The organism is Streptomyces neyagawaensis (assembly GCF_023516595.1).
GTDB classification, from domain to species: domain Bacteria; phylum Actinomycetota; class Actinomycetes; order Streptomycetales; family Streptomycetaceae; genus Streptomyces; species Streptomyces neyagawaensis.
On sequence record NZ_JAMGBG010000005.1, the window covers coordinates 303102 to 326918 of the forward strand.

The 23817-nt window shown below is 73.9% G+C and carries 16 protein-coding genes and 1 pseudogene; 6 read left to right on the plus strand and 11 right to left on the minus strand.

Annotated features, from left to right (window positions below; all coding sequences use genetic code 11):
* Position 1: 1 nt before the first annotated feature.
* The 4 genes from M8J73_RS03735 to M8J73_RS03750 all read right to left on the minus strand — a co-directional run bounded on the left by M8J73_RS03735 (position 2) and on the right by M8J73_RS03750 (position 4274).
* Positions 2-2167 carry an NHLP family bacteriocin export ABC transporter peptidase/permease/ATPase subunit gene (locus tag M8J73_RS03735; RefSeq protein ID WP_055539838.1) on the minus strand — a complete coding sequence of 722 codons (2166 nt, stop codon included), beginning with the start codon at positions 2165-2167 and terminating at the stop codon, positions 2-4.
* Between the two features lie 68 nt (positions 2168-2235).
* Positions 2236-3042, minus strand: a complete 807-nt coding sequence (locus M8J73_RS03740; RefSeq protein ID WP_055539832.1) for an HlyD family efflux transporter periplasmic adaptor subunit — start codon at positions 3040-3042, stop codon at positions 2236-2238.
* A 100-nt stretch (positions 3043-3142) separates the two neighbouring features.
* Complete coding sequence (locus M8J73_RS03745; protein ID WP_055539833.1) at positions 3143-3358, minus strand: hypothetical protein; 216 nt, start codon at positions 3356-3358, stop codon at positions 3143-3145.
* Positions 3359-3860: 502 nt separating this feature from the next.
* Complete coding sequence (locus tag M8J73_RS03750) at positions 3861-4274, minus strand: PaaI family thioesterase (RefSeq protein WP_055539834.1); 414 nt, start codon at positions 4272-4274, stop codon at positions 3861-3863.
* Positions 4275-4470: 196 nt separating this feature from the next.
* Here M8J73_RS03750 and M8J73_RS03755 point away from each other — a divergent pair, with 196 nt between their 5' ends.
* The gene (locus M8J73_RS03755; RefSeq protein ID WP_240501405.1) at positions 4471-5895 is read left to right on the plus strand and encodes a S1 family peptidase; all 1425 of its coding nucleotides are present in this window, start codon (positions 4471-4473) and stop codon (positions 5893-5895) included.
* A 174-nt stretch (positions 5896-6069) separates the two neighbouring features.
* Here M8J73_RS03755 and M8J73_RS03760 read toward each other — a convergent pair whose 3' ends face one another.
* Both M8J73_RS03760 and M8J73_RS03765 read right to left on the minus strand, forming a co-directional pair.
* On the minus strand, positions 6070-6423 hold the full coding sequence (locus tag M8J73_RS03760) for a VOC family protein (RefSeq protein WP_063799234.1): 354 nt from the start codon (positions 6421-6423) through the stop codon (positions 6070-6072).
* Between the two features lie 108 nt (positions 6424-6531).
* Positions 6532-8676, minus strand: coding sequence for a SpoIIE family protein phosphatase (locus M8J73_RS03765; RefSeq protein WP_249828219.1), 2145 nt, complete (start codon positions 8674-8676; stop codon positions 6532-6534).
* A 132-nt stretch (positions 8677-8808) separates the two neighbouring features.
* Between M8J73_RS03765 and M8J73_RS03770 the strand changes: the two are divergent.
* Positions 8809-9483, plus strand: a pseudogene (locus M8J73_RS03770) (LuxR C-terminal-related transcriptional regulator); the annotation flags it as partial.
* Here M8J73_RS03770 and M8J73_RS45180 read toward each other — a convergent pair.
* The 4 genes from M8J73_RS45180 to lanKC form a co-directional block, all read right to left on the minus strand.
* Positions 9406-11808, minus strand: coding sequence for an ATP-binding cassette domain-containing protein (locus tag M8J73_RS45180; protein ID WP_372503884.1), 2403 nt, complete (start codon positions 11806-11808; stop codon positions 9406-9408). The pseudogene M8J73_RS03770 and the gene M8J73_RS45180 sit on opposite strands and share 78 nt — an antisense overlap.
* Entirely contained in the window at positions 11808-13790 is a 1983-nt protein-coding gene (locus tag M8J73_RS03780) for an ABC transporter ATP-binding protein (protein WP_249828220.1), read from the minus strand. Before M8J73_RS03780 ends, M8J73_RS45180 begins: the two co-directional genes overlap by 1 nt.
* A 232-nt stretch (positions 13791-14022) precedes the next feature.
* Positions 14023-14139: a SapB/AmfS family lanthipeptide gene (locus M8J73_RS03785; RefSeq protein ID WP_005483995.1), complete on the minus strand. Its 117-nt coding sequence runs from the start codon at positions 14137-14139 to the stop codon at positions 14023-14025.
* Between the two features lie 86 nt (positions 14140-14225).
* Entirely contained in the window at positions 14226-16982 is a 2757-nt protein-coding gene (lanKC, locus tag M8J73_RS03790) for a class III lanthionine synthetase LanKC (protein ID WP_055538773.1), read from the minus strand.
* 254 nt (positions 16983-17236) lie between these two features.
* Here lanKC and M8J73_RS03795 point away from each other — a divergent pair, with 254 nt between their 5' ends.
* A complete protein-coding gene (locus tag M8J73_RS03795) occupies positions 17237-19657 on the plus strand; it encodes a SpoIIE family protein phosphatase (RefSeq protein ID WP_249828221.1) in 2421 nt (806 codons plus the stop codon).
* A gap of 12 nt (positions 19658-19669) precedes the next feature.
* On the plus strand, positions 19670-20173 hold the full coding sequence (locus M8J73_RS03800; RefSeq protein ID WP_055540716.1) for a metallophosphoesterase family protein: 504 nt from the start codon (positions 19670-19672) through the stop codon (positions 20171-20173).
* Positions 20174-20217: 44 nt separating this feature from the next.
* Here the strand turns inward: M8J73_RS03800 and M8J73_RS03805 are convergent, their stop codons facing one another.
* The gene (locus M8J73_RS03805) at positions 20218-21321 is read right to left on the minus strand and encodes an XdhC family protein (RefSeq protein ID WP_249828222.1); all 1104 of its coding nucleotides are present in this window, start codon (positions 21319-21321) and stop codon (positions 20218-20220) included.
* 169 nt (positions 21322-21490) lie between these two features.
* On the opposite strand from M8J73_RS03805, the gene M8J73_RS03810 reads away from it, so the two are divergent.
* Together M8J73_RS03810 and M8J73_RS03815 are read left to right on the plus strand one after the other, a co-directional pair.
* Positions 21491-22462, plus strand: a complete 972-nt coding sequence (locus tag M8J73_RS03810) for an LLM class F420-dependent oxidoreductase (RefSeq protein ID WP_249828223.1) — start codon at positions 21491-21493, stop codon at positions 22460-22462.
* A 138-nt stretch (positions 22463-22600) separates the two neighbouring features.
* Complete coding sequence (locus tag M8J73_RS03815) at positions 22601-23653, plus strand: aldo/keto reductase (protein ID WP_249828224.1); 1053 nt, start codon at positions 22601-22603, stop codon at positions 23651-23653.
* Positions 23654-23817: the final 164 nt, after the last annotated feature.

A 23817-nucleotide genomic window follows, 5' to 3' on the forward strand; every position in this document is an offset into this window, starting at 1 on the left:
CTCACCGCTCCCTGACCAGCCGGGCGTACGCGCCGCCCCGCGCCACCAGTTCCTCGTGCCGACCGCGCTCCACGATCGTGCCGTGCTCCAGGACGACGATCTCGTCGCTGTCGCGGACCGTGCTGAGCCGGTGGGCGATCACCACGCAGGCGCAGCCGCGCTTGCGCAGGTTGTCCATCACGATCAGCTCCGTCTCCGCGTCGAGCGCGCTGGTCACCTCGTCGAGGACGAGGATGCTGGGCCGGCGGACCAACGCCCGGGCGATCTCCAGTCGTTGCCGCTGACCGCCGGAGAAGTTCCGCCCGTCCTGCTCGACCCGGCTGTGGATGCCGCCGGGGCGGCGGGCCACCACGTCGTACAGGGCCGCGTCCCGCAGCGCCTCCACCACGGCCTCGTCCGGGATCGACGGATCCCACAGGGCCACGTTGTCGCGGACGGTGCCCTCGAACAGGAACACCTCCTGGTCGACGAAGGAGACGGACGCGGCGAGCGCGCCGCGCGGGATGTCCTCCAGACGCCGTCCGTCGATCCGGATCACGCCCTCCCAGGGCGCGTACAGGCCCGAGATCAGCCGGGACACCGTCGACTTGCCGCTTCCGGAGCCGCCGACCAGCGCCACCTGCCGGCCGGGTCCGACCGTGAGGTCGAAGCCGGTGAGCAGCGGCTTGTCGAGGGGGCTGTAGCCGAAGGTGATGTTCTCCAGCTCGACGTGGCCGTGCAACCGGCGGGTCGACTCTGTGCTGTCGGGGCGGGCGTACAGCGGGTCGGCCTGGAAGTTCTCCACGTCCTTCAGCCGGGCCACGTCGGCCGCGAAGTCCTGGATCCGGCCCGCGACACCGTTGAGGCGGGTGATCGGCGCGGTGAAACGCGTGACCAGCGCCTGGAAGGCCACCAGCAGCCCCACGGAGATGTGGCCCTCGACGGCGCGCATCCCGCCGATCCACAGGATCAGCGCGCTGTTGAGGGTGGCGAGGGTCGGGGCGACCACCCCCAGCCAGGCGCTCGGCACGCCCAGCCGCTGCTGCTCCTCCAGCGTGGTCGCGTGCTGTCCGGCCCACTTGCGGAAGTAGCCGTCCTCGCCGCCGGTCGCCTTCATCGTCTCGATCAGCTGCAGACCGGTGTACGCGGTGTTCGTGAGCCGGGCGTTGTCGGCGCGCAGCTTGGCGGTGCGGGTCGCGCGCAGCCGGATCACGACCCGCATCGCCACCACGTTCAGCAGGGCGACCGCGATGCCGACGAAGGTGAGCTGCGGGTCGTAGGTGTAGAGGAGCACGGCGTAGAGGACCACCACGATCGCGTCCACGCCGGCCGCCGCGAGGTCGCGGGCGAGGGTCTCGGCGACCGCGTCGTTGGACTGGAGCCGCTGGACGAGGTCGGCGGGGCTGCGCTGCGCGAAGAACGTGACGGGCAGGCGCAGGAGATGGCGCAGGAAGCGGGCGCTGCTGAGCGTCGACGAGATCAGCCGGCCGCGCAGCAGGTTCGCCTGCTGAAGCCAGGTCAGCAGCACCGTCAGCAGCACGCACGCGCCCATGGACGTGAACAGCACGCCCAGCAGCGAGGTCTGGCCGCCAATCAGGAACATGTCGATGTAGGTGCGGCTGAGCGCGGGCACCGCCGCGCCGACCGCCACCAGCAGCAGACTCGCGAGGACGGCGGCCGGCAGGGTGCCGGACGTGCCGCGCATCCGGGCGGGCATCGCGCCCAGGACCCCCGGTCTGCGGCCGCCCCGCTCGAAGTCGTCGCCCGGTTCCATGACGAGGACGACTCCCGTGAAGGCGGCGTCGAAGTCCTCCATCGCCACGAAACGGCGGCCCTTGCCGGGGTCGTTGATGTGGACGCCGCGCCGGCCGAAGCGGCGCCCCATTCCGTCGTAGACGACGTAGTGGTTGAACTCCCAGAACAGGATGGCCGGGGCCCGCACCTCCGCGAGGGCGGCCACGTCCATCTGCATGCCCTTGGCGGTCAGACCGTAACTGCGGGCCGCCTTCAGCAGGTTGCTCGCGCGGGAGCCGTCGCGGGAGACACCGCAGGCGATGCGCAGCTCCTCCAGCGGGATGTGCCGCCCGTAGTGCCCGAGGACCATGGCGAGGGAGGCGGCGCCGCACTCCACGGCCTCCATCTGGAGCACGGTCGGGGTGCGGACGCCCCTGCGGACGCCCTTGGGCACGGGGCGCTTCTTCGGGGCCGCCTTGCGCCTGCCGTGCGTCGACGGTGGCGCGGTGTCCGGGGATGAGGTCACGGGAGCAGCCAATCGATCGGACGCTCGTCGGCCATGCGGACGGAAGCCGTGGCCATGGTCATGGAGGTCAGCTCGAACGGCGGCCCGTCCTGCGACGACCACCGGTAGCCCGACGCGGTCGACGCGTCCCGGTCCAGCCGTACGGTGACGGCCACCGGCCGGCCCTTCTTGGTGAACTGCTCACCGAGCTGGCGGTCCCCGAGGAACGCGGCGATGGACTGCGGGGTCTGCGCGGTGCGGTCCACGGACCGCACATGGCCGCGCAGCACCCCGTAGCGCTGGGTGGGCGCCGACTGGACAGTCAGGTCCACGCGCGCGTTCCGCGGGATGGAGGCCGCGTTCTCTGCGGGCACGTACACCGTGGCGTACAGCGGGTCGTCGGGTTCGGCGACCTTCTCGACGGCCGCGACATCGGCGCCGGTGCGGATGATCTGGCCCATGGTGGCGGCGAGCGCGGAGATCCGGCCCGCGGCGACGGACCGTACGACGGTCTCGCCGTCGGCGGTGGCGACCTTCAGGACCGGGGCCCTGGCGGGGAGCCGCTCGCCCTGCTTCACGAGGACGGCGGTGACCTGCCCCGAAACCGGGCTCTGCAGGACGTAACTGCCCTGGTTGTGCGTGAGGACGGCGGGCGCGCCGACCGTGGAGGCGACGGAGCCCGTGACGGCCCACACGGACGCGGCGGCCATGGCCACCACCGTCACGGACAGTACGAGCCAGCCCTGGGGGCGGGCGAAGCGCACGGGGAGGTCGAGTTCCTCCGGCGACTGGAGCTTGGCGAGGGCCTGTTGGCGGAACTGCACGGGACTTCCCTCACCTGCGAGGAACGAAGGACGGGGCGACGGCACCCGAGAGTCCCGGAACCGTCGGACGGTTCCGGGACTCAGCGGTACCAGGGGTCGATCAGAGACCGGCGACCAGGCTGGTGACCGGCGCGGTGTTCAGGCCGGTGACACCCTCGACGGTGCCGACGGCCGTGTTGACCAGGCCGGAAACCGGGGCGACGCCGTCCACCAGGCCGGTGACGGTGCCGACGGCGTTGATCTGCAGACCACCGGCAACGGCGTCCAGCGCGGCGTCCGACAGCTCGGCGGTCTCAACCTGGGGGGTGGAGTTCATGATGGAACTTCCCTTCGTATGGATATTCATAAGGGGGGAGCGGCCCCCTTCTGGGGACAGAACGACGGCCGCACACGGGGGCGCTCGACTCTCGTCTCCGAGAGCTCGGCGGCCCCTCGCGGTGCGATGGATCAAAGCAGATCGCCGTGGCGCACATCCAATCAAGAAGCGCTCTCACCAGCGCACTTGGTGACCAAGGCCGGTCATCCGTGCAGGGCCGCGCACGCGTTGGGGCCAAGTTCTTCACACCGCGCCCGTCATCGCCATCGCGGCTTGATTGCCATGCGGAAAACGAACTGGACACTCCCGCCTCAAAGGCGCGGCGCCCGGCGGACCGCTGTGCAGATCCGCCGGGCGCCGTGACCCCGCTGGGCATTCGGTGTGGAGATTCCTGGAAGCCGTCGTTTTCATCGGTGACCGGAACGGACCGCTGTCGAGCCGTCGCCGAACGTGCTCACCGCGGCGCCCATGTGTGGTGGTTGGCCCTGGAAAGGGCGGCTTCTCACCCCAACAGGGCGTACACCGTGCTCGCCCGGGCCGCCAGTTCGCCCGAGTCGGCCGTCGTCATCGCGATCTCGGCGAAGGCCATCCGGCGGCCCAGCTTGGTGAGCACCGCCTCGACGAGCACGTCCTCACCCACCACCGCCCGCTGGAAGCTGGTCGACTGCTGGACCGTCGTCATCGGTACGAAGGAGCCGCGCGCCGCCGACACCGCGATCACCGTCGCCGTGTCGGCCGCCGCCATCAGTGCCTGACCCGACAGGGCACCGCCCTCACGGGCCAACCGGTCGGACCACGGCAGGCGCAGCATCGCGCGCCCCTCGTCCAGGTCGACGGCCGTCAGGCCCAGGTCGAGCACCCAGGGGGCGAAGTTGGCGGCGAGGATCTTGTCGGCTTCGGCGGGTGTGAGCGTCATGCGGGCATCGTTCCCGCTCACGCGGGAGGGAAGTCGTGAAATGCCCACCCGAACCACGCTTTGCGAAACGCAACGTCGAAATCTTTTCGCGAGGCGTTGAACACCCCACCGGAACCATCCGTACCAACTGGCAACCAGGCGCCCCCAGTTCACCCGCAGGACGGCGGCACGGACCCCGTCCCCAGGAGGTCAAGAGTTGAGTCACAAACGAGCCACCAAGCGTAAGGCGTTCATTGCCGCAGGCGGTGTGGCGGCGCTCGGGGCCGCGGCCCTCATCCTGCCGAACGCGATGGCGTCCCAGACGGAGTCGAACCAGGCCGCCCCGAAGACGCTCGCCGCGAGTGACGCCTCCCTTGTCGCCGCCCAGCTCCAGAAGACGCTCGGCGAGGCGTTCGCAGGCGCGTACTACGACTCGGGCGACAAGCAACTCGTCGTCAACGTCGACCGCCAGCGGATCCAGGGCGGCGACAACGTGCTCGCCCAGGCCGAGCAGGCCGGCGCCGAGATCCGTGAGGTCGACAACAGCTGGTCCGAGCTCAAGGCCGGCGCCGCCACGTTGAAGAAGCAGGCGACCGTCCCGGGCACCGCCTGGGCGATCGACCCCCGCACCAACAAGATCCAGGTCACCGCCGACTCCACGGTCACCGGCGAGAACTGGGACACCGTCGAGTCCACGGTGAAGTCCCTCGGCGCCGGCATGGCGACCGTCAAGAAGTCCGCCGGCACCTTCAAGCCCTTCCTGGAGGGCGGCGACGCCATCTTCGGCGGCGGCGCGCGCTGCTCGGCCGGCTTCAACGTCACCAACGCCGACGGCACGCCGGGCTTCCTGACGGCCGGTCACTGCGGTGTCGTCGAGCCCGAGTGGGCGGAGGAGGAGGGCGGCGCGCCGATCGGCACCGTCGACGCGGAGACCGCCACCTTCCCCGGCGTCGGTGACTTCGCCCTGGTCAAGTACAACGACCCCGCCACCCAGGCGGCCAGCACCGTCGACCTCGGCAACGGCCAGACGGTGAACATCGACGCCGCGGGCGAGGCCACCGTCGGCCTCCAGGTCTTCCGCATGGGCAGCACCACCGGTCTCGCCGACGGCCAGGTCACCGGCCTCGACGCGACGGTCAACTACCCCGAGGGCACCGTCACCGGCCTCATCCAGACCAACGTCTGCGCCGAGCCCGGCGACAGTGGCGGCTCGCTCTTCACCCAGGACGGCCAGGCCATCGGTCTGACCTCCGGTGGCAGCGGTGACTGCACCGTGGGCGGCGAGACCTTCTTCCAGCCCGTCACCACCGCCCTCGCGGCGGTCGGCGCCACCATAGGCGAGGGCGGCGCGGACGCCGGCCAGGAGGCCGATGGCGGTGCCGGTGACGCCGCGGGTGCCGGAGAGGAAGCGGCCGGCGGCGCGGGTGCGGGCGAGCAGGCCGACGGCGGCGCGGGCGCCGGTCAGGAAGAGGGCGCGGGCGAGCAGGCGATCGGCGGTGCCGGTGACGCGGGCGACGCCGGTGCGGGCGACAAGGGCGACGCGGGCGCCGTGGCCGGTGCCGGCGACGCCGGTGCGGGCCAGGAGCAGCAGCAGGGCGCCGACGACCAGGGCGTCGACCACCAGGGCGACGCCAGTCAGTGACCGCACACCGGTGAAGGCGTGGACGACGGTTCCGTGATCAGCGGCCACTGACAGCGGACCGTCGGTCCCACGATCCACCCGCGGGCCGCACCCCACCACACCGGCCCGCAGGTGGAACGGTCCGGCCCTCCGAGGGGAGGGCCGGACCGCTGCCGTGTCCGCGGTCGGTGACGGTCAGACCGGCTGCCACAGCTCGATGCGATTGCCCTCGGGATCGGTGACCCAGCCGAACCGGCCGACACCGTCCATCTCCTGCGTCTCCTCGGCCACATCGGCGCCCGCGGCCCGCAGTTGGGCGAGCATCGCGTCCAGGTCCCGCACCCGGAAGTTGAGCATGGTCCGCTGGTCACCCGGTCCGAAGTAGTCGGTCCCGGACTCGAACGCCGCGAACACCGTCGGCCCGGCCTCCTGACGCCACAGCCCCGTCGCGTCGATGTCCAGGCCCAGGCAGTCGCGGTACCAGGCGCTCAGGGCCTCCGGGTCGGCGGCCCGGACGAAGTACCCGCCGATTCCCCGCACATGTTCCATGGCGCCATCCTTCCCGTGTCCCGTGTCCCGTGTCCCGTGTCCCGTGTCCCGTGTCCCGTGCCCCATGTGTCGTGTTCCGGCCCGCGGACCGCGCCCGCGATCGTCGTGTCACCCGGTGGCGACCGCTCGCAGCAGCAGCAACGCCACGTCGTCCGACCGTTCCTCCGCCGTCCCCGTCTCCCGGACGAGCCCGTCGGCGAGCGCTTCCAGCGGCCGGTTCCCGGTCGTGGCGAGCCGCTCCCCGAGATCGGCCAGCGCGTCCTCGATGTCGACGCCCGGCGACTCGATGAGCCCGTCGGTGTAGAGCGCGAGCACGGAACCCTCCGAGAGCGCGACCTCCGTCGTCGGATACGTGGCGGACGCGTCGATGCCGAGGAGCGGCCCGCCCGCGAGGTCCAGCACCTTCACGCGCCCGTCCGGTCTGCGCAGCAGCGGCGGCGGATGACCGGCACGCGCCATGACGGCCGTGCCGTGCGCCGGGTCGAGACGCAAGTACAGACAACTGGCGAACAGATCGCTGCCGAGGTCGATCAGCAGGCGGTTGGTGCTGCTCATCACGTCCTCCGGCGCCTGCCCCACGGTCGTGTACGCGCGGACGGCCGTACGGATCTGCCCCATCAGCCCCGCCGCCGTCACGTTGTGCCCCTGCACGTCGCCGATCACCGCCGACGCCCGGCCGTGCGAGAGCACCAGGTCGAAGAAGTCGCCGCCGATGTCCATGCCCCGGGTCGCCGGCAGATAGCGGGAGGCCGCGTCGATACCGGGGATCGACGGCAGCGAGTGCGGCAGCAGCGCCGCCTGCAGACCGTGCGCGAGCTGATGCTTGGCGTCGTACAGCAGCGCCCGCTGCAACGCCTGGGCGATCAGCCCGCTGAGGCTGGTCAGCACCGCGCGCTCCTCCGCCGGGAAGGGATGCGGATCGGCGTACCCGAGCACACAGGTGCCCACCGGCTGCCCCTGGGCGATCAGCGGCAGATACGCCCAGGCGCCCATCCCGTCCGGGGTCGTCTGGCGCACCGGATACAGATGCTCCAGCTGCTGCCGGCTCTCGAAGAAGGCCGGCACCCCGGCGGTCAGGGCGCGGGCGCCGGGGGTCTGCGCGCTCAGCGGCATGCCGTCGAATCGTTCGACGAGGTGCGGGTCCGTGTACCCGTGGTGGCCCAGCACATGGAGCCGTCCCGCCCGGGAGCCGAGCATCACCAGCGCCTGGGAGCCGACGGCCGGGACGATCTCGTTCGCGACCAGCTCCACCACGTCCTGCACCCCCACCGCCTCGGTGAGGGCGCTCGCCATGGCCAGCACATGGTCGATGGTCACCAGCCGGCCGGGCCCGTCGTCGTCCTCCTGGCGTGCGGCACTCTTCGGCGAGGCGACCGAGCGGGCCCGGGAGATCCGCACGCTCAGCCCGTTCGTCCCCGGGTACAGCCGGAACGACAGCCACTCGCCCGGCGGCTTCAACGCCATGAACGACGTGATGTGCTGACTCATCAGCGCGGCCCGGTAGCGGTCCTCGTGCGCGGGGTCGTTCAGCCACGGCACGGACGCCCACAGCTGCATGCCCAGCAGCGCGCTCACCGGGATGCCGAGCAGCTCGGCGGTGGCCGCGTTGGCGAAGGTGATCCGCCCGTGCAGATCGAGCGAGCACATCCCGTACGGCAGCCGCGCCACCATCCGGGCCGCCTCCACCGTGCCGAGCGTCCCGGCCACCGTGGTCGTCGACGGCGCGGAGAGGTCCGGCTCAGGCAGTACCGGCCTGCCCTCCTCCTCCGCGCGCCGCAGCCGTATCGCGAGCCGGTCGCAGGCCGAGGTGAGCTTGTCCCGCTCGCGTTCGCTGAGCTCCGGGGGGTGCGAGCCCGGCCAGGTCAGGAAGACGGCGCCGTAGGTGGTGTCACGGGTCGCCACCGGCAGTGCGGCCATCGCGAACGGATAGGGCAGGACGACGGCGATCCGGGGGTAGCGGCGGGCCATCTGCTCCTCGCCGTTGACCCACACCAGCCGCCGGTTCCGGACGGCCTCGGAGACCGGGGCCGGGGCGCTCAGGCTCACCCGCTCCCACGGCGCGGCGAAGGACCGAGGCAGCCCCGCCATCACCGCCATCTCCAGGACGGGCGCGTCATGGGCCAGCAGGTACACCGCACCGGAGTGCGCCTGGACGTCGTCCATCATCGCGGCCAGCGCGAGGGACAGCAGGGGGTGGCCCACGCGTGCCGTCTCGACCGTCGTCCGCTCACCGGACGCCGGGACGTCGGACATGCCGACCACCTCCTCGCACGGTCGCGCCACGCCCCCGCGTCAAGGCTCCCTCTTGACGGCCCGACACGCACGGCGAGCACTCCGCGGAGGCTGAGCCCTCGTACCCCGACTCGCCGCGGACATTCCCCCTGGATGGATGCGCGACCTTGCCCACGGGCGCCGTGCGTGCGCCCCCGCGCACCCCGTTGGCTGGTTCTTCGTGAACCGTGCGCGGTCACAGACGCCAACAATGGGCACGCGCTGAGACGAGGAAGCGGCGGCGGCCGGGGGAGGCGGAGGGCGATAGTGATCCGGGTGCTTCTCGTGCACGACGAATGTCTGGTCCGGTCGGTACTGGCGGAGTGGCTCCGCCGGGAGACCGACCTGCTGGTGTACGACGCGCCCTGGCGCACCGCGCCGGGGCGTGCGCGGTCCCTGCGGCCGGACGTCTGCGCGGCGGACCTGGACTGCGCCGACGCCGTGGGCATCCCACCCCTCGGCGATCTGCGCGGCGGCGCGGGCGGCGCCGCCGCGGGGCTCGTGGTGCTCGCCCAGGCCAGCCGCCCCGGTCTGCTCAAGCGCGCGGCGGAGGCCGGGGCCCTTGGCTACGTGGACAAGGAGGGCGCCCCGGAGCGGCTGGTGGCCGCGATCCGCCAGGTCGCCGTGGGGAAACGTTTCGTCGATGACTCGCTCGGCTTCGGCTTCCTCAAGGCCGCCGAGATGCCGCTGACCAGACGCGAGCTGAGCGTGTTATCCCTGGCTGCCGAGGGTGCCTCCGTCGCGGAGATCGCCGGCAGCCTTCATCTGTCCCACGGGACCGTGCGCAACTACATGGCCGCCATCACCCGCAAGACGGGCGCGCGCAACAGGATCGACGCCATCCGGATCTCCCAGGGCGAGGGCTGGCTCTGACGACGGGACCAGGTCGGTGGGGGACGACAGGACCGGGGCCGTGGGGGACGACGGGACCGGGGCCGTGGGGGACCATGTGCCCATCAGGTCCCGGTAGAGCGGGGAGCGGGTCATCAGGTCGTCGTGCGTGCCGAACGCGACGCGGCGGCCGTCCATGACCAGTACACGGTCCGCGCGGTGGGCCGAGCCGGCACGGTGGGCGACCACCACGAGGGTCGTGCCCGGCCGCCGTACGAAGGCCCGCTCCGCGCGCTCCTCCGCCTCCGGGTCCAGATGACAGGTCGCCTCGTCGAGGATCACGACCGGCGCGTCCGACAGATGGGCCCGGGCCAGGGCGATCAGCTGCCGCTCGCCGGCGGACAGGGCGCCGGGGTCGATCTCGGCCCCCGGCCCGCCCAGCCGTTCCATCAGCTCCGTCAGCCCCACGGCCTCCGCGGCGGCCCACAGTTCCTCCTGGGGCACGGGTTTCGGCCGTAGCTCGCCGAGATTTTCGGCTAGGGATCCCCTGAAGACGTACGCCTCCTGCGGAATGAGCACCCGGTGTGCGCGGGATGTGGCGCCGGGCACCCGATGTCCGCACAAATGGACGGAGCCGTGCCGGGGGAGCAGGAGCCCCGCGACGATCCCGGCAAGCGTGGACTTCCCGATGCCGCTGGGACCCACGACGGCGAGATGGGTGCCCCGGGGCACCCGGAGGTCGAGGTCCTCGATCACGGGCGCGGCGGCGGGACCGTAGGCGAAGGTGACGGAGGAGAGGGTCAGGGCGTCGGGCGGGGTGGGGGGGAGTGGGGGGTCGGTCGGGGTTGGTGGGGCGGCCGCAGGCGTTCGGGGGGCTGTGGGGTGGGCTGCGGCGGGGGGCGACGCCGGTTCCTGTCGCGGCCCCGTGGGGCGGGTCATCGGGGCCGGGGCCGGCCCTGGCCCCCGCCGGGGCGCGTGCGACGGCTCGTCCGCCGGGGCCAGTCGGCGCAGGACCACCGCGAGGCGGGAGCCGCTCGTGCCCAGGCCGTGGACCAGGTTCTGCAGGGCCGGGAGGAGCGACTGGGTGACGTAGGCGAGCGCGCCGATGAGGGCGCCCGCGGTCACACCGCGCGCGAGCAGCCAGGGGGCGGCCGCCAGCAGGAGCACGACGGGGAGCTGGCCGCCGACCGCGAGGGACGCGACCCGCAGGACCCCCCAGCGGGCGAGGGAGCGCGCCGCGCGGTACTCGGCGTCGACGCCCCGCCCCGTGTCGTCGGCGACCGACTCCTCCGCACCGGCCGCCGTGATGTCCCGCAACCCCGGGCACACGGCGCCCAGACCGGTGGCGAGGGCCTCGTCGGCCACGAGGAACGCCTCCTGCCTGCGCGCCAGGGGGCGGAGCGACGCGAGGAAGAGGGCCACGCCCACCACCAGCGGGGGGACGACGACCAGCAGCAGCGGGGGAGCGAGCGAGAACAGCCCGACGAGCGCGCCGGCGGCCGTGAACACGAACGAGCGGGACACCATCACCAGGCCGGCGAAGGTGTCCCGGGCGATCTCCACCTGCTGGGTCAGCCCGGACAGCGCGCCGTCGTCGGCCTCCCGCACACCCCGCTCGACGACGCCGCGCACCAGACGGTCCCGCAACGGTTCGACCAGTGCCGCGACGCACCCGTACACCCGCCCGGTCCCGAACGCCCCGACCACCACGGCCGCGGCCCCGACACCGAGCCACGCCAGCCCGACGCCCGCCCGCCCGGCCAGGAACCCCTCGTCGAGGGCCTGGGCGAGCGCGTACCCCATGAGGAACGTCTGCGCCGTCTCCAACACCGACCATGCCACGAGCCGCACGACGACGGAGGCCCGCCGCCACAGAAAGCGGACGCCGCGCCCCGGGAGACCGGGGTGTGGGGTGTGGGGTGGGGCCGTTGGTTTGGCGGGGGTGGGGTGAGGGGTGCGGGGTGGGGCCGGTGGCTCGGCGACCACGCGGGCGGTTGCTGATCCGGCGGTGCCGCCTGGTGGGGCTCCGACGGTGTCGCCCGGCGTGGCGTCGGCGCGGTCGCTTCCCACCGGCCCGGTCCCTTCGCCGTCCGCCGTGCGGGGCCCTGGGCGCTTCTCGCCGTCCGCGGTGCGGGGCTCCGGACGCCCCTCGCTGTTCGCCGTGCGGGGCTCCGGGTGCTCCTCGCTGCTCGCCGCGCGGGACTCCACGCGCTGCTCGCCCGAGTCTGGTTCGGTGGCCGGCGTCGGGGAGTTGGGCTGCCTGTCGGGCCGTCGCCCCCGCATCAGGTCTCTCCCCGCGCTGGGAAAGGCGGCCCGCAGACGCCGTCCGACGCGCTCCTCTTCCCGGCGCGACCGACGCGACCGGCGCGACCGGCGCGACCGGCGCGACCGGCGGGACCGGCGGGACCGCTGCGACCGACGTTCCGTACGCCTCCGGATGCCCCTCCCGCCCCCACCGAACCATCGCCCCCCGCCCCGAACAGCTCCCGGTAGCCCGGCAGCCGCCAGAGCTCCCTGTGCGTGCCCGTCGCCCGCACGCGCCCCCCGTCGAGCCAGACGACGGTGTCCGCGCTGGCTGCCGTGGTGGGGCGGTGGGTGATGAGGAGGCGGGTACGGGCGGGGGTGCCATGGAGGAGGGCGGCGGTGATGTGGCGTTCGGTGACCGTGTCGAGGCTGGAGAGGGCGTCGTCGAGGACGAGGAGACGGGGCGCGCGGGTGAAGGCGCGGGCGAGGCCGAGGCGTTGGGCCTCGCCGCCCGACAGGGGGGCTTCCGCGCAGCGCGTGGCGTAGCCGTGGGGGAGGCGGTCGATGAAGACATCGGCGCGGGCGGCCTCGGCGGCCCGGCGCACCCGGCCGGGGGCGGGGCGGGAGACGCCGAGGGCGATGGTGTCCTCGATCGAGTCACCGAGCAGGGCGGGCCGTTCGAACGCATGGGTGATCGCTTCCCGCAGTTCCCGGCGGTCCAGCGCGCGCAGGGGTACGCCGTCCAGCCGTACCTCTCCCTCGTCCGGGTCGACCAGACGTCCGGCGACGGCGGCGAGCAGCGACTTGCCCGCGCCGGAGCGGCCGACCACCGCGAGCGTGGTCCCGGCCGGTACGACGAGGTCCACCCCGTCGAGGACGGGGCGCGCGCCCCGGCGGACGGTCACCCCGCGCAGCTCCAGCCGACCGCGCCCGGACGGCGGCAGCCGGTGTTCCCCGTACGCGAGAGGAGGCTCGGCCAGCACCTCGGAGAGGCGGCGGGCCGCCGCCCGGGCGCGGACCAGCCCGGAGAGCTGTCCGACGAGAACACCGACGCCCGCCGCCAGCACGGCGTAGCGGGACGCGGCCAGCAGCTCGCCCACCGACACCTGTCGGCGGGCGAGCAGTGCACCGGCCGTGGCCAGCACCCCTATCTGGAGGAGAGGGGCCACGGCGGCCGCCTGCGCGGCGGCACGCCCCTGGACGCGCCACATGCGGTGGCCCTCGCGGGAGAGTTCCGGCAGCGGGCGCAGGACGCGGGCCACGGTCCGGCCGGCGGTTCCTGCCGCCGCGATCGTGCGCGCACCTGCGACGGCCTCGGCCAGTCCGCCGGCGATACGGCCCTGGAGCTCCTGGTAGCGGGTCACACAGGCCGAGGAGTCACGGGCGAGGCCGCGCAGCAGCAGGGCGAGGACGGGGGCCCCGACCAGGAACACCCCCGCCGGCCACGGATCGATCAGGGCGAGCGCCACCACCGCGCCCACCGGCCCGGCGAGGGCGGCGAGCAGCGCAGCCACGGTGGCGGGGGCCGTCCCCGCCTGCGCGGCGTTCCCCACCAGCCGTGCCACCAGGTCCCCGGGCCCGGACCGGGCGACGGCGCGCGGGCCCACCGCCAGCACGTGCCCCGTCAGGCGCCGGCGCAGCCAGGCCGTGGCCCGCGCGTTCGTCGTCCCGCCGACGACGGTCTCCACCGCGTCCAGCACGGCGAGGAGCAGCATCAGCGTGGCGCACCACAGCACCCAGCGGGTCGCCGCCGGGTCGGCCGTCAGCAGGAGGTCCAGGGCGCGGCCGAGGGCGACCGGCAGCACCAGGTTCGCCCCCGCGCCGGCCAAGGCCACCAGGACGAGGGCGGTGCAGCGACGCGCGGAGTACCGCACCGTCGCGGACAGCAGGGCGTCGGACGCGGGCGGCGCGATCGGTGCGGTCGATGTGCCCGACGCGCGGGCGCGGGCCGTGGCGGGGTCGGTGGGGTCGGTGGACGTGGCGGCCGGACCATGACCACCGGGGTCGGTGAGGGTCGTCATACCCGTCCTGACGTGGGGCCGAGGGGAACTGCCAGGGAACTGCCGCGGTCGCTCCACCCGGGCGGGGAGGCACCGTACGGGGCCCGGACATGCGCACGGCCCGGACGGCCCCTCCCCGGACTGGGGAGGAGGGACCGTCCGGAGCCGTGGCGCGACCCCGCCGCCGCGGATGCGACCGCGGTGCCGCGCCGATGCGACGGAAGAACCGTCCGGGGGCTGCCGCCCCGGCGGGTCAGAGACAGAGCGTGATGCTCGCCGCGCTCACACACGACAGCACGCTCAGGGAGCTGGGCCCGCCGGTGCCCGTGGTCTCGTCTGCTTCCATCGTCTGCAGGTCGAGGAGTGCCATGTCGATTCCTTTCGGTTGGGTCCCCCGAAGGGGACTTGGGGACGGGGGTGGTGCGTCACGACTCCGTCAGAGCGGGGAGCCGCGTCTCAGGGCCGCCGTGGCGGCGGAAGGAACGGCAGGTGGGGCCGGGCGTCGTCGGCGAGCGCCGCGCCGAGCGCCAGCAGGCACCCCGCCGTTCCGGTACCGAGGTCCATGGAGAGCCGCATCAGGTGACTGCCGGGGAAGGCGAGTTGCCCCTGGTACGGCATGGCGTGCCAGCCGAGCGCGTCGATCTGCTCCCTGAGCAGGTCACGGGACGCGCCCGTCCGCGCGAGATGGAGGATCATCCCGGCCCGGCCCTCGAAGAGGCCGGGCTGCGCGTAGAAGCGGTAGGTGGCGGCGGCGAGGACACCCGCGCGGGCCCGCTCGAACTCGCCGGAGGCAGCGGGCCCGGACAGGAGCCCCGTGGCCGCCAGGTAGTCGTCGAGGACCATGCCGACGCCCGCCCCGCCGTCGCCGAGGTACGGCATCGTCCGCCAGCCCTCGTCGACGGCCAGGCCGCCGTTCTTCTGCTCGACGAGGCACTCCAGGTCGAGCCGCAGGGCGTCGCCCGCCGAGTCGAGGAGCGCCCGGTCGCCCGTCGCCTCGTACCGGCGCAGCAGGAGAAGCGCGGGACCGCTCGCGCCGCGCAGCAGCCCGGCGCGTCGGCGGGGCGGTGCGGGGCGGGGTTCGGCGAGGCGCCGCACGAGGAGCGCCGCGATGTCGTCGGCGTGTTCGTCCAGCTCCGTCTCGCCGGTGGCCCGCGCCAGGTGCCCGAGGACCAGCCCGAGTCCGGCCAGGCCGCCGCGCAGGTCGGAGGAGAGCTTGTGCCACTTCTCGGACAGGACGCGCTCGACGAGGTCGAGGGCCCGCTCCCGGTGACCGAGCAGGTCCAGGACGTGCGCCACCCCGGCGAGCCCGTCGTACAGGCCGAGCGGAGTGCCGAGGGGCACCGGGTCGGTGTGGTCGAGCAGCCAGCGCTCGCCCTCCTCGTACCGCTCGGCCCCCGTCACGGCCAGCGCGTACAGCACGCCGGCGGCGCCGTGGGCGAGGCCGAGACCGCCGCCGTCCGAGAACTGGGCGACGTCACCGGGGAAGAGCCGGTCGTCCCGCTCGGGTGTGGCCGACGCCAGGATCGCCTTGACCATCGAGTCCCGGCTGTACGGCCAGTCCACGGGCTCGGCGAGCGACGCGAACGGCGAGGCCGCGGCAGGGACGACGGAGGGGCCGCCGCCTCCTGTGCCAAGCCCCCGTGCGGGGCCGCCCGCCGCGCCGCGCCCCCGTGCGCCGTCGCCGCCCGTTGCGTCAAGCTCCCGCCCGCCGTCGCCGCCCGCTGGGGCACGGCCGTGGCGGTCCGCCCCGCTCCCGGTGCCCGCGCCCGCCCGTACGATCTCGGCGACCGCCTCGTCCAGGAACCGTCGCGGCACGGCCGGGAACTGTCCCGCGATCACCTCGGCCAGATGCCCGGCCTTCGCCCGGTCGATCACGAGGAGCGAGGTGACGGGCAGGAACAGCGCGAGGCGCAGACAGGCGAGGGCGTAGCGGTCGACGTCGGGGCCCGTGCGGTCCGGGGGTGCCAGGAAGCCGGGGTGGGCGACGATCTGCCGGCCGTTCTCCTCGGCGGGGGCCGCCGCCTCGAAGTCCAGCAGGGACACCGACCGCCCGTCCGGCGCGACCATGATGTTGAAGACATGCAGGTCGTTGAAGACGATCCCGCGCCCGTGCACCGCCTCGACCGCCTCCTCGACGGCCCGGTGGACGCGTAACGCCCAGTCGGTGTACGCGGCCACCGCGTCCGGGTCGGGATCGGAGGCCAGCAGCGGGTGCCGTTCGGCGACGTACGCGTTGAGCGGGCGGCCCTCGACGAAGTCCATGACGAGGAAGCGGTGCTCGCCGAGGGTGAACCAGTCGCGGACCCCGGGCACGACGCCCAGCCCCGACAGCCGCTCCAGCGCGGCCCTCTCCCGCTCCAGCCGGGTCACCGCGTCGGCCCCGTCGGCGGCCAGTCCGGCGTGCGGGCGCCCTTCCTTGAGGACCACCTTGCGCCCGTCGCGGGTGTCGGTGCCGACGTACACCCCGCCGCCGTTGGAGAAGTGCAGGGCCTTCTCGATGCGGTACGGCAGATCGCCGACCGTGGTGGTGTTCCGCGCCGCCAGCTGCGGTGCGAGGAACGCGGGCAGCGTCACCCACTCGGGTACATGGAAGGTCGGCTTCCGCTGGTCCGGCACCAGGGTGCCCGAGCCGTCGCGGACCGCCGGGACGAGTGAGCCGCGCTCGTCGACGACGAAGGACCGGGCGAAGGCGCCGTAGCGGACGTACAAGGGACCGTCGTTCCAGCGCAGGTCGGTGAGGATGTACGGGCCGTCGAGGCCCTCCAGGAGCGCGCCCAGTTCCCGCAGGACGAGGTGCAGCTGCTCCTCGTCGGCCGGGTAGAGCGTCACGAACTTGCCGCTGGTGTCGCGGCCCGCGTACTTGGCGTTGCGCAGATGCAGCAGATGCGGGCCGGGCACGAACTTGAACGGGATCAGCCGGGGCACGCAGTAGTCCCACACGGTCGCCGCGATCCGCTCCGCGTTCGCCCGGGTGGCGGAGGCGTGCACCTTCCAGCCCTGGGTGGGCGCGGGGCGCGTACGGCCGGCGCCGCCGACGGGGGTCAGGGTCAGCCAGTCGCCGATCCGGGCGGCCCGCCAGCCCTCCGGCACCGCCCGGCGGGCCGTGTCAAACTCGGGCGCGGTCGTGCCGGCGCGCTCACCGGCCGAGAGCCGGTCGGGTGTCTCGTAGAAGTGTCTGTCGGCGAGTGCGTACGCCTCGTACCGCTTGTCCATGCGAGTTCCCCCGGGTCGTGTGAGCCGTGTCCCTGGGCCGTGTGGCGTCGAGCCTTCCAGCCGGGCGGGGCGGCCCGACAGTCACGGCTGTCACCAGAAAGCCGTCACGCGTGTCACGCGATCACCGTGCGGAACGCATGCGTAAAGACTTGTTCGGGGCGTTTCGATCCCCGCTGTGCGCGGTGGGTGTTCCGGTCTCCCCGGAACGGCCGCAGGGGCTGCGCGAGCGTGCCGGAAGCGCTGTAATTGCGGACGTGGTCAGTGAGGGTGCGGCGGAACGCGGAACGAGGAAGCCGCGTGCCGAACTTGCCCTGGCGGCCCTCGCCGACGACCTCGACCCACGCGACCGCCTCCACGCCATCCTCGAACAGGTGCTCGTCTTCACGGACGCGACGCTCGCAGCCGTCTACACCCCGGACGACGAAGGCGAACGGCTCTCGCTGAGCGGGTCGGCCGGCGTCCCGACGAGCCTGTACGGGCTGCTCGACAGCTATCCCACCTCCGGCGCCACCTCCTTCGCCGAGGCGGTCCGCACGGGCCGGCCGGTGTGGCGGGGCTCCGCCGACCTCGTCCAGGACGCGGACGCCCGCCGCTCGGTCGTCGGGGAGTTCTCCGTGGGGGTGCTGCCGCTGGACGAACGGGGCTGCCTGCTCGCCGTGAGCGACGACCTCGACGGCTTCCCCCCCGAGGACCGGCGGTGCCTCGACCTGTTCGCGCGGGCGGTCACCCGGGCCGCCCCGCCCCCGCCGCTCGGGCCGGGCGCCTCGTTCGACCTGGCCATGGACACCGGACAGGTCGAGGTCGACGACCAGCTCCTGGAGCTGTTCGGGATCGGCCCCGACGACTTCGAGGGCCGGGTCGAGACCCTGCTCGCGATGACCGTGCCCGAGGACCTGCCCGCCGTGATGTCCGTCGTCGAGGCCGACCACATGTCCATCGGCGACCGGGAACTGGAGTTCCGGATCCTGCAACCCTCCGGCGAGCAGAAGTGGCTCAGGCTGCGCGGCCGGCTGCTGCCGGGCGGCGAGGACCGCCCGGCCCGCCTCGTCGGCACCGTCACCGACGCCTCCACCGTGCGCACCGGCCGCGGCGACGTGGCCCGCGTCCAGCGCCTCGCCGCCGCCCTCGCCACCGCCGGCACCGTCCGGGACGTCAGCCAGGCCGTCGTCGCCGCCCTCCGCAAGCCCCTCCAGGCGGACCGGATCGCCCTCGCCGAACTGGAGGGCGACCGCCTCGTCGTCACCGTGCTCGACCCGCCCCAGCCCGAGGCGTGGCCCGAGGTCTGGCGCACCGAGTGGCGCTCCGAATGGCCCGACGCGCCGGTGCGCACCATGCCGACCCTCGCCACGGCGCTCCGCGAGGGCCGCGCCGCGATCTGGCCCGCCGACGCCGATCTGGAGCCCGCACTCGCCGAGGTCGGACCGGGCGGCCTCGCCGTCCTCCCGCTGCCGGCCGGCGGCCGGATGGCCGGGGCCTGCCTCATCGGCTGGGACAGCCCCCACGACTTCGGGCCCGAGGAACGCGCCCTGCTCACCGCCGCCGCGGGCCTGGCAGGTCAGGCCCTGATGCGCGCCCACGCCTTCGACGCCGAACACGAACTCGTCGGCATGCTCCAGCGCACCCTCCTCCCGCGCCGCCTGCCGCAGCTGCCCGGCGCGGTCGCCGTCGCCCGCTACCTGCCCACCACCGCCGGGCTGGAGGTCGGCGGCGACTGGTACGACGTGATCCCCCTGTCCGACAACCACGTCGCGTTCGTCATCGGCGACGTCCAGGGCCACAACGCGGGCGCCGCCACCCTCATGGGCCAGATGCGCACCGCCCTGCGCGCGTACGCCGTCGAGGGGCACCCCCCGGACGTCGTCGTCGCGCACGCCAACCGCCTTCTCGTCGACATGGAGACCGACCTCTTCGCCACCTGTTGCTACGTCGACGTCGACATGGAGGAGGGCCTCGCCTGGTACGTCCGCGCCGGCCACATCCCGCCCGTGCTGCGCCACCCGGACGGCACCGTCGAGATCACCGAGTCCGAGGGCGGGCCCCCGCTCGGCGTCCTCCGGCAGGCCGACTTCCCGATGGCCTCGCTGCGCCTGGCCCCCGGCGCCCTCCTCGCGCTCACCACGGACGGCCTCGTCGAGTCGGCGGACCTCGACGTGGAGGACGGACTCGACCAGCTCGCCGCGGACCTGTCCGCCGCCGACCCCGCCCACCTCGGCGTCGTCGCCGACACCCTGCTCGGCGGCGCCAACCGCGACGACGACGTGGCCCTGCTCCTCGTCCGCTACGACGGCATGGCCGTGCGCCCGCGCCGCGAGAACTGGACCGTGTGGCGGGTGCCCCAGGCGGTCGGCCAGGCCCGCCGCTACACCCGGCGCGTCCTGCGGGCCTGGGGCATCCGGGACGAGGCGGACGCCGTCCTGCTCGTCGTCTCCGAACTCGTCACCAACGCCCTCGTGCACACCGACGGCCGGGTCCGCCTCGACCTCACCCTCCTGCACGACCGGCTGCGGGTCGCCGTCGCCGACAACTCGCCGCGTACCCCGATCAAACCGGCCAGCATCGGCTGGCAGGCCACCGGCGGCCGCGGTGTCCTCCTCGTCGAGGCCATGGCGTCGGCGTGGGGCACCGTGCCGGTGAGCGGCGGCAAGTATGTGTGGGCGGAGATCCCCATCGGCTGACACCCTGGTGGTGTGCGCCTGCTCCTGATGTCCGACACCCACCTGCCCCGACGCGCCAGGGCACTGCCCGAGCGGCTCCTCGCCGACCTCCCGCACGCCGACGTGGTCGTCCATGCCGGCGACTGGGTCGACGAGGCCACCCTCGACCTCCTCGAACAGCGCTCCCGCCGTCTCATCGGCGTCTACGGCAACAACGACGGCCCCGCCCTGCGCGCCCGCCTCCCCGAAGTGGCCCACGCCGACCTCGACGGGCTGCGTCTCGCCGTGGTCCACGAGACGGGGCCGGCCCAGGGCCGCGAACGCCGCTGCGCCGACCGCTTCCCCGACACCGACGTCCTCGTCTTCGGCCACAGCCACATCCCCTGGGACACCACCACCGACACCGGCCTGCGGCTGCTCAACCCCGGCTCCCCGACGGACCGGCGCCGCCAGCCGCACTGCACGTACATGACGGCGACCGCGACGGACGGCGAGCTGAGGGACGTACGCCTGCACCGGCTGCCGCCCCGCACCTGACCCTCACCCGGACCCCTCCCGGGGCCGCCTAGGTGGCCAGTCACTCACGGCGTCGGCGCATGGATCGCCCCGGCCGTCACCGTCAGCGGCGCCCCGCTGCCGCCCCACCTGAGCGCGACGATCTCCGCCGCGACGGACACCGCCACCTCCTCGGGCGTACGGGCGCCCAGGTCGAGGCCGACGGGGGAGCGCAGCCGGGCCAGCTCGGCGTCGTCCAGGCCGGCCTCCCGCAGCCGCCGCATCCGGTCGTCGTGCGTACGTCGGCTGCCCATCGCCCCGATGTACGCGGCCGGCCGGCGCAGCGCCTCCTCCAGCAGCGGCACGTCGAACTTCGGGTCGTGGGTCAGGACGCAGACGACCGTGCGGTCGTCGGTGGGTGTCCCGCGCAGAAAGCGGTGCGGCCACTCGACGACCACCTCGACGGGGTCCGGGAACCGCCGCGGCGTCGCGAAGACGGGCCGGGCGTCGCACACCGTCACCCGGTAGCCCAGGAAGACACCGATCCGGGCGACCGCGGCCGCGTAGTCGATCGCGCCGAACACCAGCATGCGCGGCGGCGGCGCGAACGAGTGCAGGAACACGGTCACGGCGTCCTCACGGCGTTCCCCGTGCGGCCCGTAGTGCCGCTCCACCGTGGCGCCCAGGGCCAGCTCCCCGCGCGCGTCGGCGGCGACCGCCGCGTCCAGCCCGGCCGCGCCGAGGGAGCCGGACACCGCCTCCGGCCGGACGGCGAGGGTGGCGCCGCGCGGTGCGGGGCCGTCGACGACGGTCGCCAGGGTCACGGGTCGGCCGGCGGCCACGGCCCGGACGACCTCCCCCAGCGCCGGGTCCTCCTCGGGTGTCACCCGCCGCACCAGCACACCGATCTCCCCGCCGCAGGTCAGCCCCACCGCGAACGCGTCCTCGTCGCTGTACCCGAACGTCTCCAGCCGCGCCTGCCCGGACGCCACCACCTCCTGGGCCAGTTCGAACACCGCGCCCTCCACACAGCCGCCGGACACACTGCCCACGACCTCGCCGCCGGGGCCGACCGCCAGGGCGGCTCCCGGTTCGCGGGGCGCGCTCCGGGTGACCGTGACGACGGTCGCGAGCCCGAACGGGGCGCCCGCCGCGTACCACGCGCCGACCGCCGGGAGGACCTCACGCATGGCCGCGCTCCTCTCACCACCCCCGCGGTTCCAGCGTCCGACAGTTCCGCCTCCGCCGCCCCTCCGGCCCGCGGGCCGCGAGCAGCCGTGCCCCGGGGGAGTGCCCCACCTGCCCCAGGAGGCGCGGACGGGCTGTTTCGGACCCGCCCCGGCCGGGGACCCGGCAGCCATGGTGCACATCGGATACACGATGATGACCGAGCAGGCCGGTCCCCGTGAGCTCGTCGACCATGTCGTCAGGGCCGAGGACGCGGGCTTCGACTTCTCGGTCACCTCCGACCACTACTTCCCGTGGCTGCGCTCGCAGGGCCACTCGCCGTACGCGTGGAGCGTCCTCGGCGCCGCCGCCCAGGCGACCTCCCGCATCCCGCTGATGACCTATGTGACCTGCCCGTCGTTCCGCTACCACCCGGCGGTGGTGGCGCAGAAGGCGGCGACGATGCAGCTGCTGTCCGAGGGACGGTTCCGTCTCGGGCTCGGCTCGGGCGAGAACCTCAACGAGCATGTCGTGGGCGGCGGCTGGCCCTCCGTCGACGTACGGCACGAGATGCTGGAGGAGGCCGTGGAGATCATCCGGGCGCTCTTCGAGGGCGGCCATGTGACCCACCACGGCCCCCACTTCGACGTGGAGTCCGCCCGGCTGTGGGACCTGCCGGACGAGCCGCCGCCCCTCGGCATCGCCGTCTCCGGCGAGCAGTCCTGCGCCCTCGCGGGCCGGCTCGCCGACCTCGTCATCGCGACGGAGCCGGACGCCGAACTGCTGTCGGCCTTCGACCGGCACGGCGGCGAGGGCAAGCCCCGCGTGGGTCAGCTGCCGATCTGCTACGACCCCGACCGCGACACGGCCGTCCGGCGCGCCCACGACCAGTTCCGCTGGTTCGGCAGCGGCTGGAAGGTCAACTCCGAGCTGCCGCACCCCGATTCGTTCGACTCGGCCACCCAGTTCGTCCGGCCCGAGGACGTCGCCGAGTCCATCCCCTGCGGCGACGACCCGGACGCCTTCGTCGAGGCCGTACGCCCCTACGCCGACGCCGGGTTCACCGAGATCGCGCTGGTGCAGATCGGCGGTGACTCCCAACCCGCCTATCTGGACTGGTCGGAGAAGACACTGCTGCCCGCACTGCGCGCCGCCTTCGACTGACACCGGCGGTACGGGCGGGCCGACCCAGGGGTGGGACGGGCGGGAGCCGACGGTGCCCGCCGCCCGCCCTTGCGGTCGAGCGCACTCCAACTCCTAGGCTGACGCTCCGCCCCACCCCACCTGCGACGGAGCAACGGCATGCGCTATCGAGTCCTCGGCAAGACCGGCATCGAGGTCAGCACCCACTGCCTCGGCACGATGATGTTCGGCGCCGTCGGCAACCCCGACCACGAGGACGGCGCGCGCATCATCCGCGCCGCGCTCGACGCCGGCATCAACTTCGTGGACACCGCCGACATGTACTCGGCCGGGGAGAGCGAGGAGATCGTCGGCAAGGCACTCAAGGGAGTGCGCGACGACGTCGTGCTCGCCACCAAGGTGCACTTCCCGCTCGGCGAGGGACGCAACCGCAGCGGCAACTCGCGCCGGTGGATCGTCCGTGCCGTCGAGGACAGCCTGCGGCGGCTGGACACCGACTGGATCGACCTCTACCAGGTGCACCGCCCGGACCACACCACCGACATCGAGGAGACGCTGTCCGTCCTCACCGACCTGGTACGGGCGGGCAAGATCCGGGCGTTCGGCTGCTCCACGTTCCCCGCGGAGGACCTCGTCGAGGCGCACCACGTGGCGGAGCGGCGCGGGCTGATGCGGTTGCGCACGGAGCAGCCGCCGTACTCGATCCTCGCGCGCGGCATCGAACGGGCCGTGCTGCCCACCGCGGAGCGTCTGGGCATGGGGGTGCTGACCTGGTCGCCGCTCGCCTCGGGCTTCCTGTCCGGGGCCTACCGCGAGGGACGACCGGTCGACCTCACCGCCGGCCGGCCCAAGCTCACCCCGCACCGCTTCGACCCGGCGCTCCCGGGCAACGCGGAGAAGTACGCGGCCGTCGAGCGCCTCGTCGTCCTCGCCGAGGAGATGGGCCGAACCCTGCCGGAACTGGCCGTCGCCTTCCCGCTGGTGCACCCGGCCGTCACCTCGGTCATCATCGGCCCGCGCACGATGGACCAGCTCACCTCGCTGCTCAAGGGGGCCGACGTGGTGCTCGACGACCCGGTGCTCGACCGGATCGACGAGATCGTCGCCCCGGGCACGGACCTCTACCGCGCCGACGGCGTCTGGCAGCCCCGCCCCCTCACCGAGCCGGCCCTGCGCAGGCGCCCGACAGCCGAGCGAGCGGCCACGGACTGACCCTCGCCGGAGGGCGGTGACGGCCGCGCGGGCCAGGGCCCTTCGCGACATCCCGGGGGCTGCCTCGCCGGTCGCGGGGCGCCGACGCGTTGGCCGACGACATCGGCGCAGCGTGGTCGATCAGGGCCTCGACCACCTGTACGTCAGACGGTCGTCACTCCGCG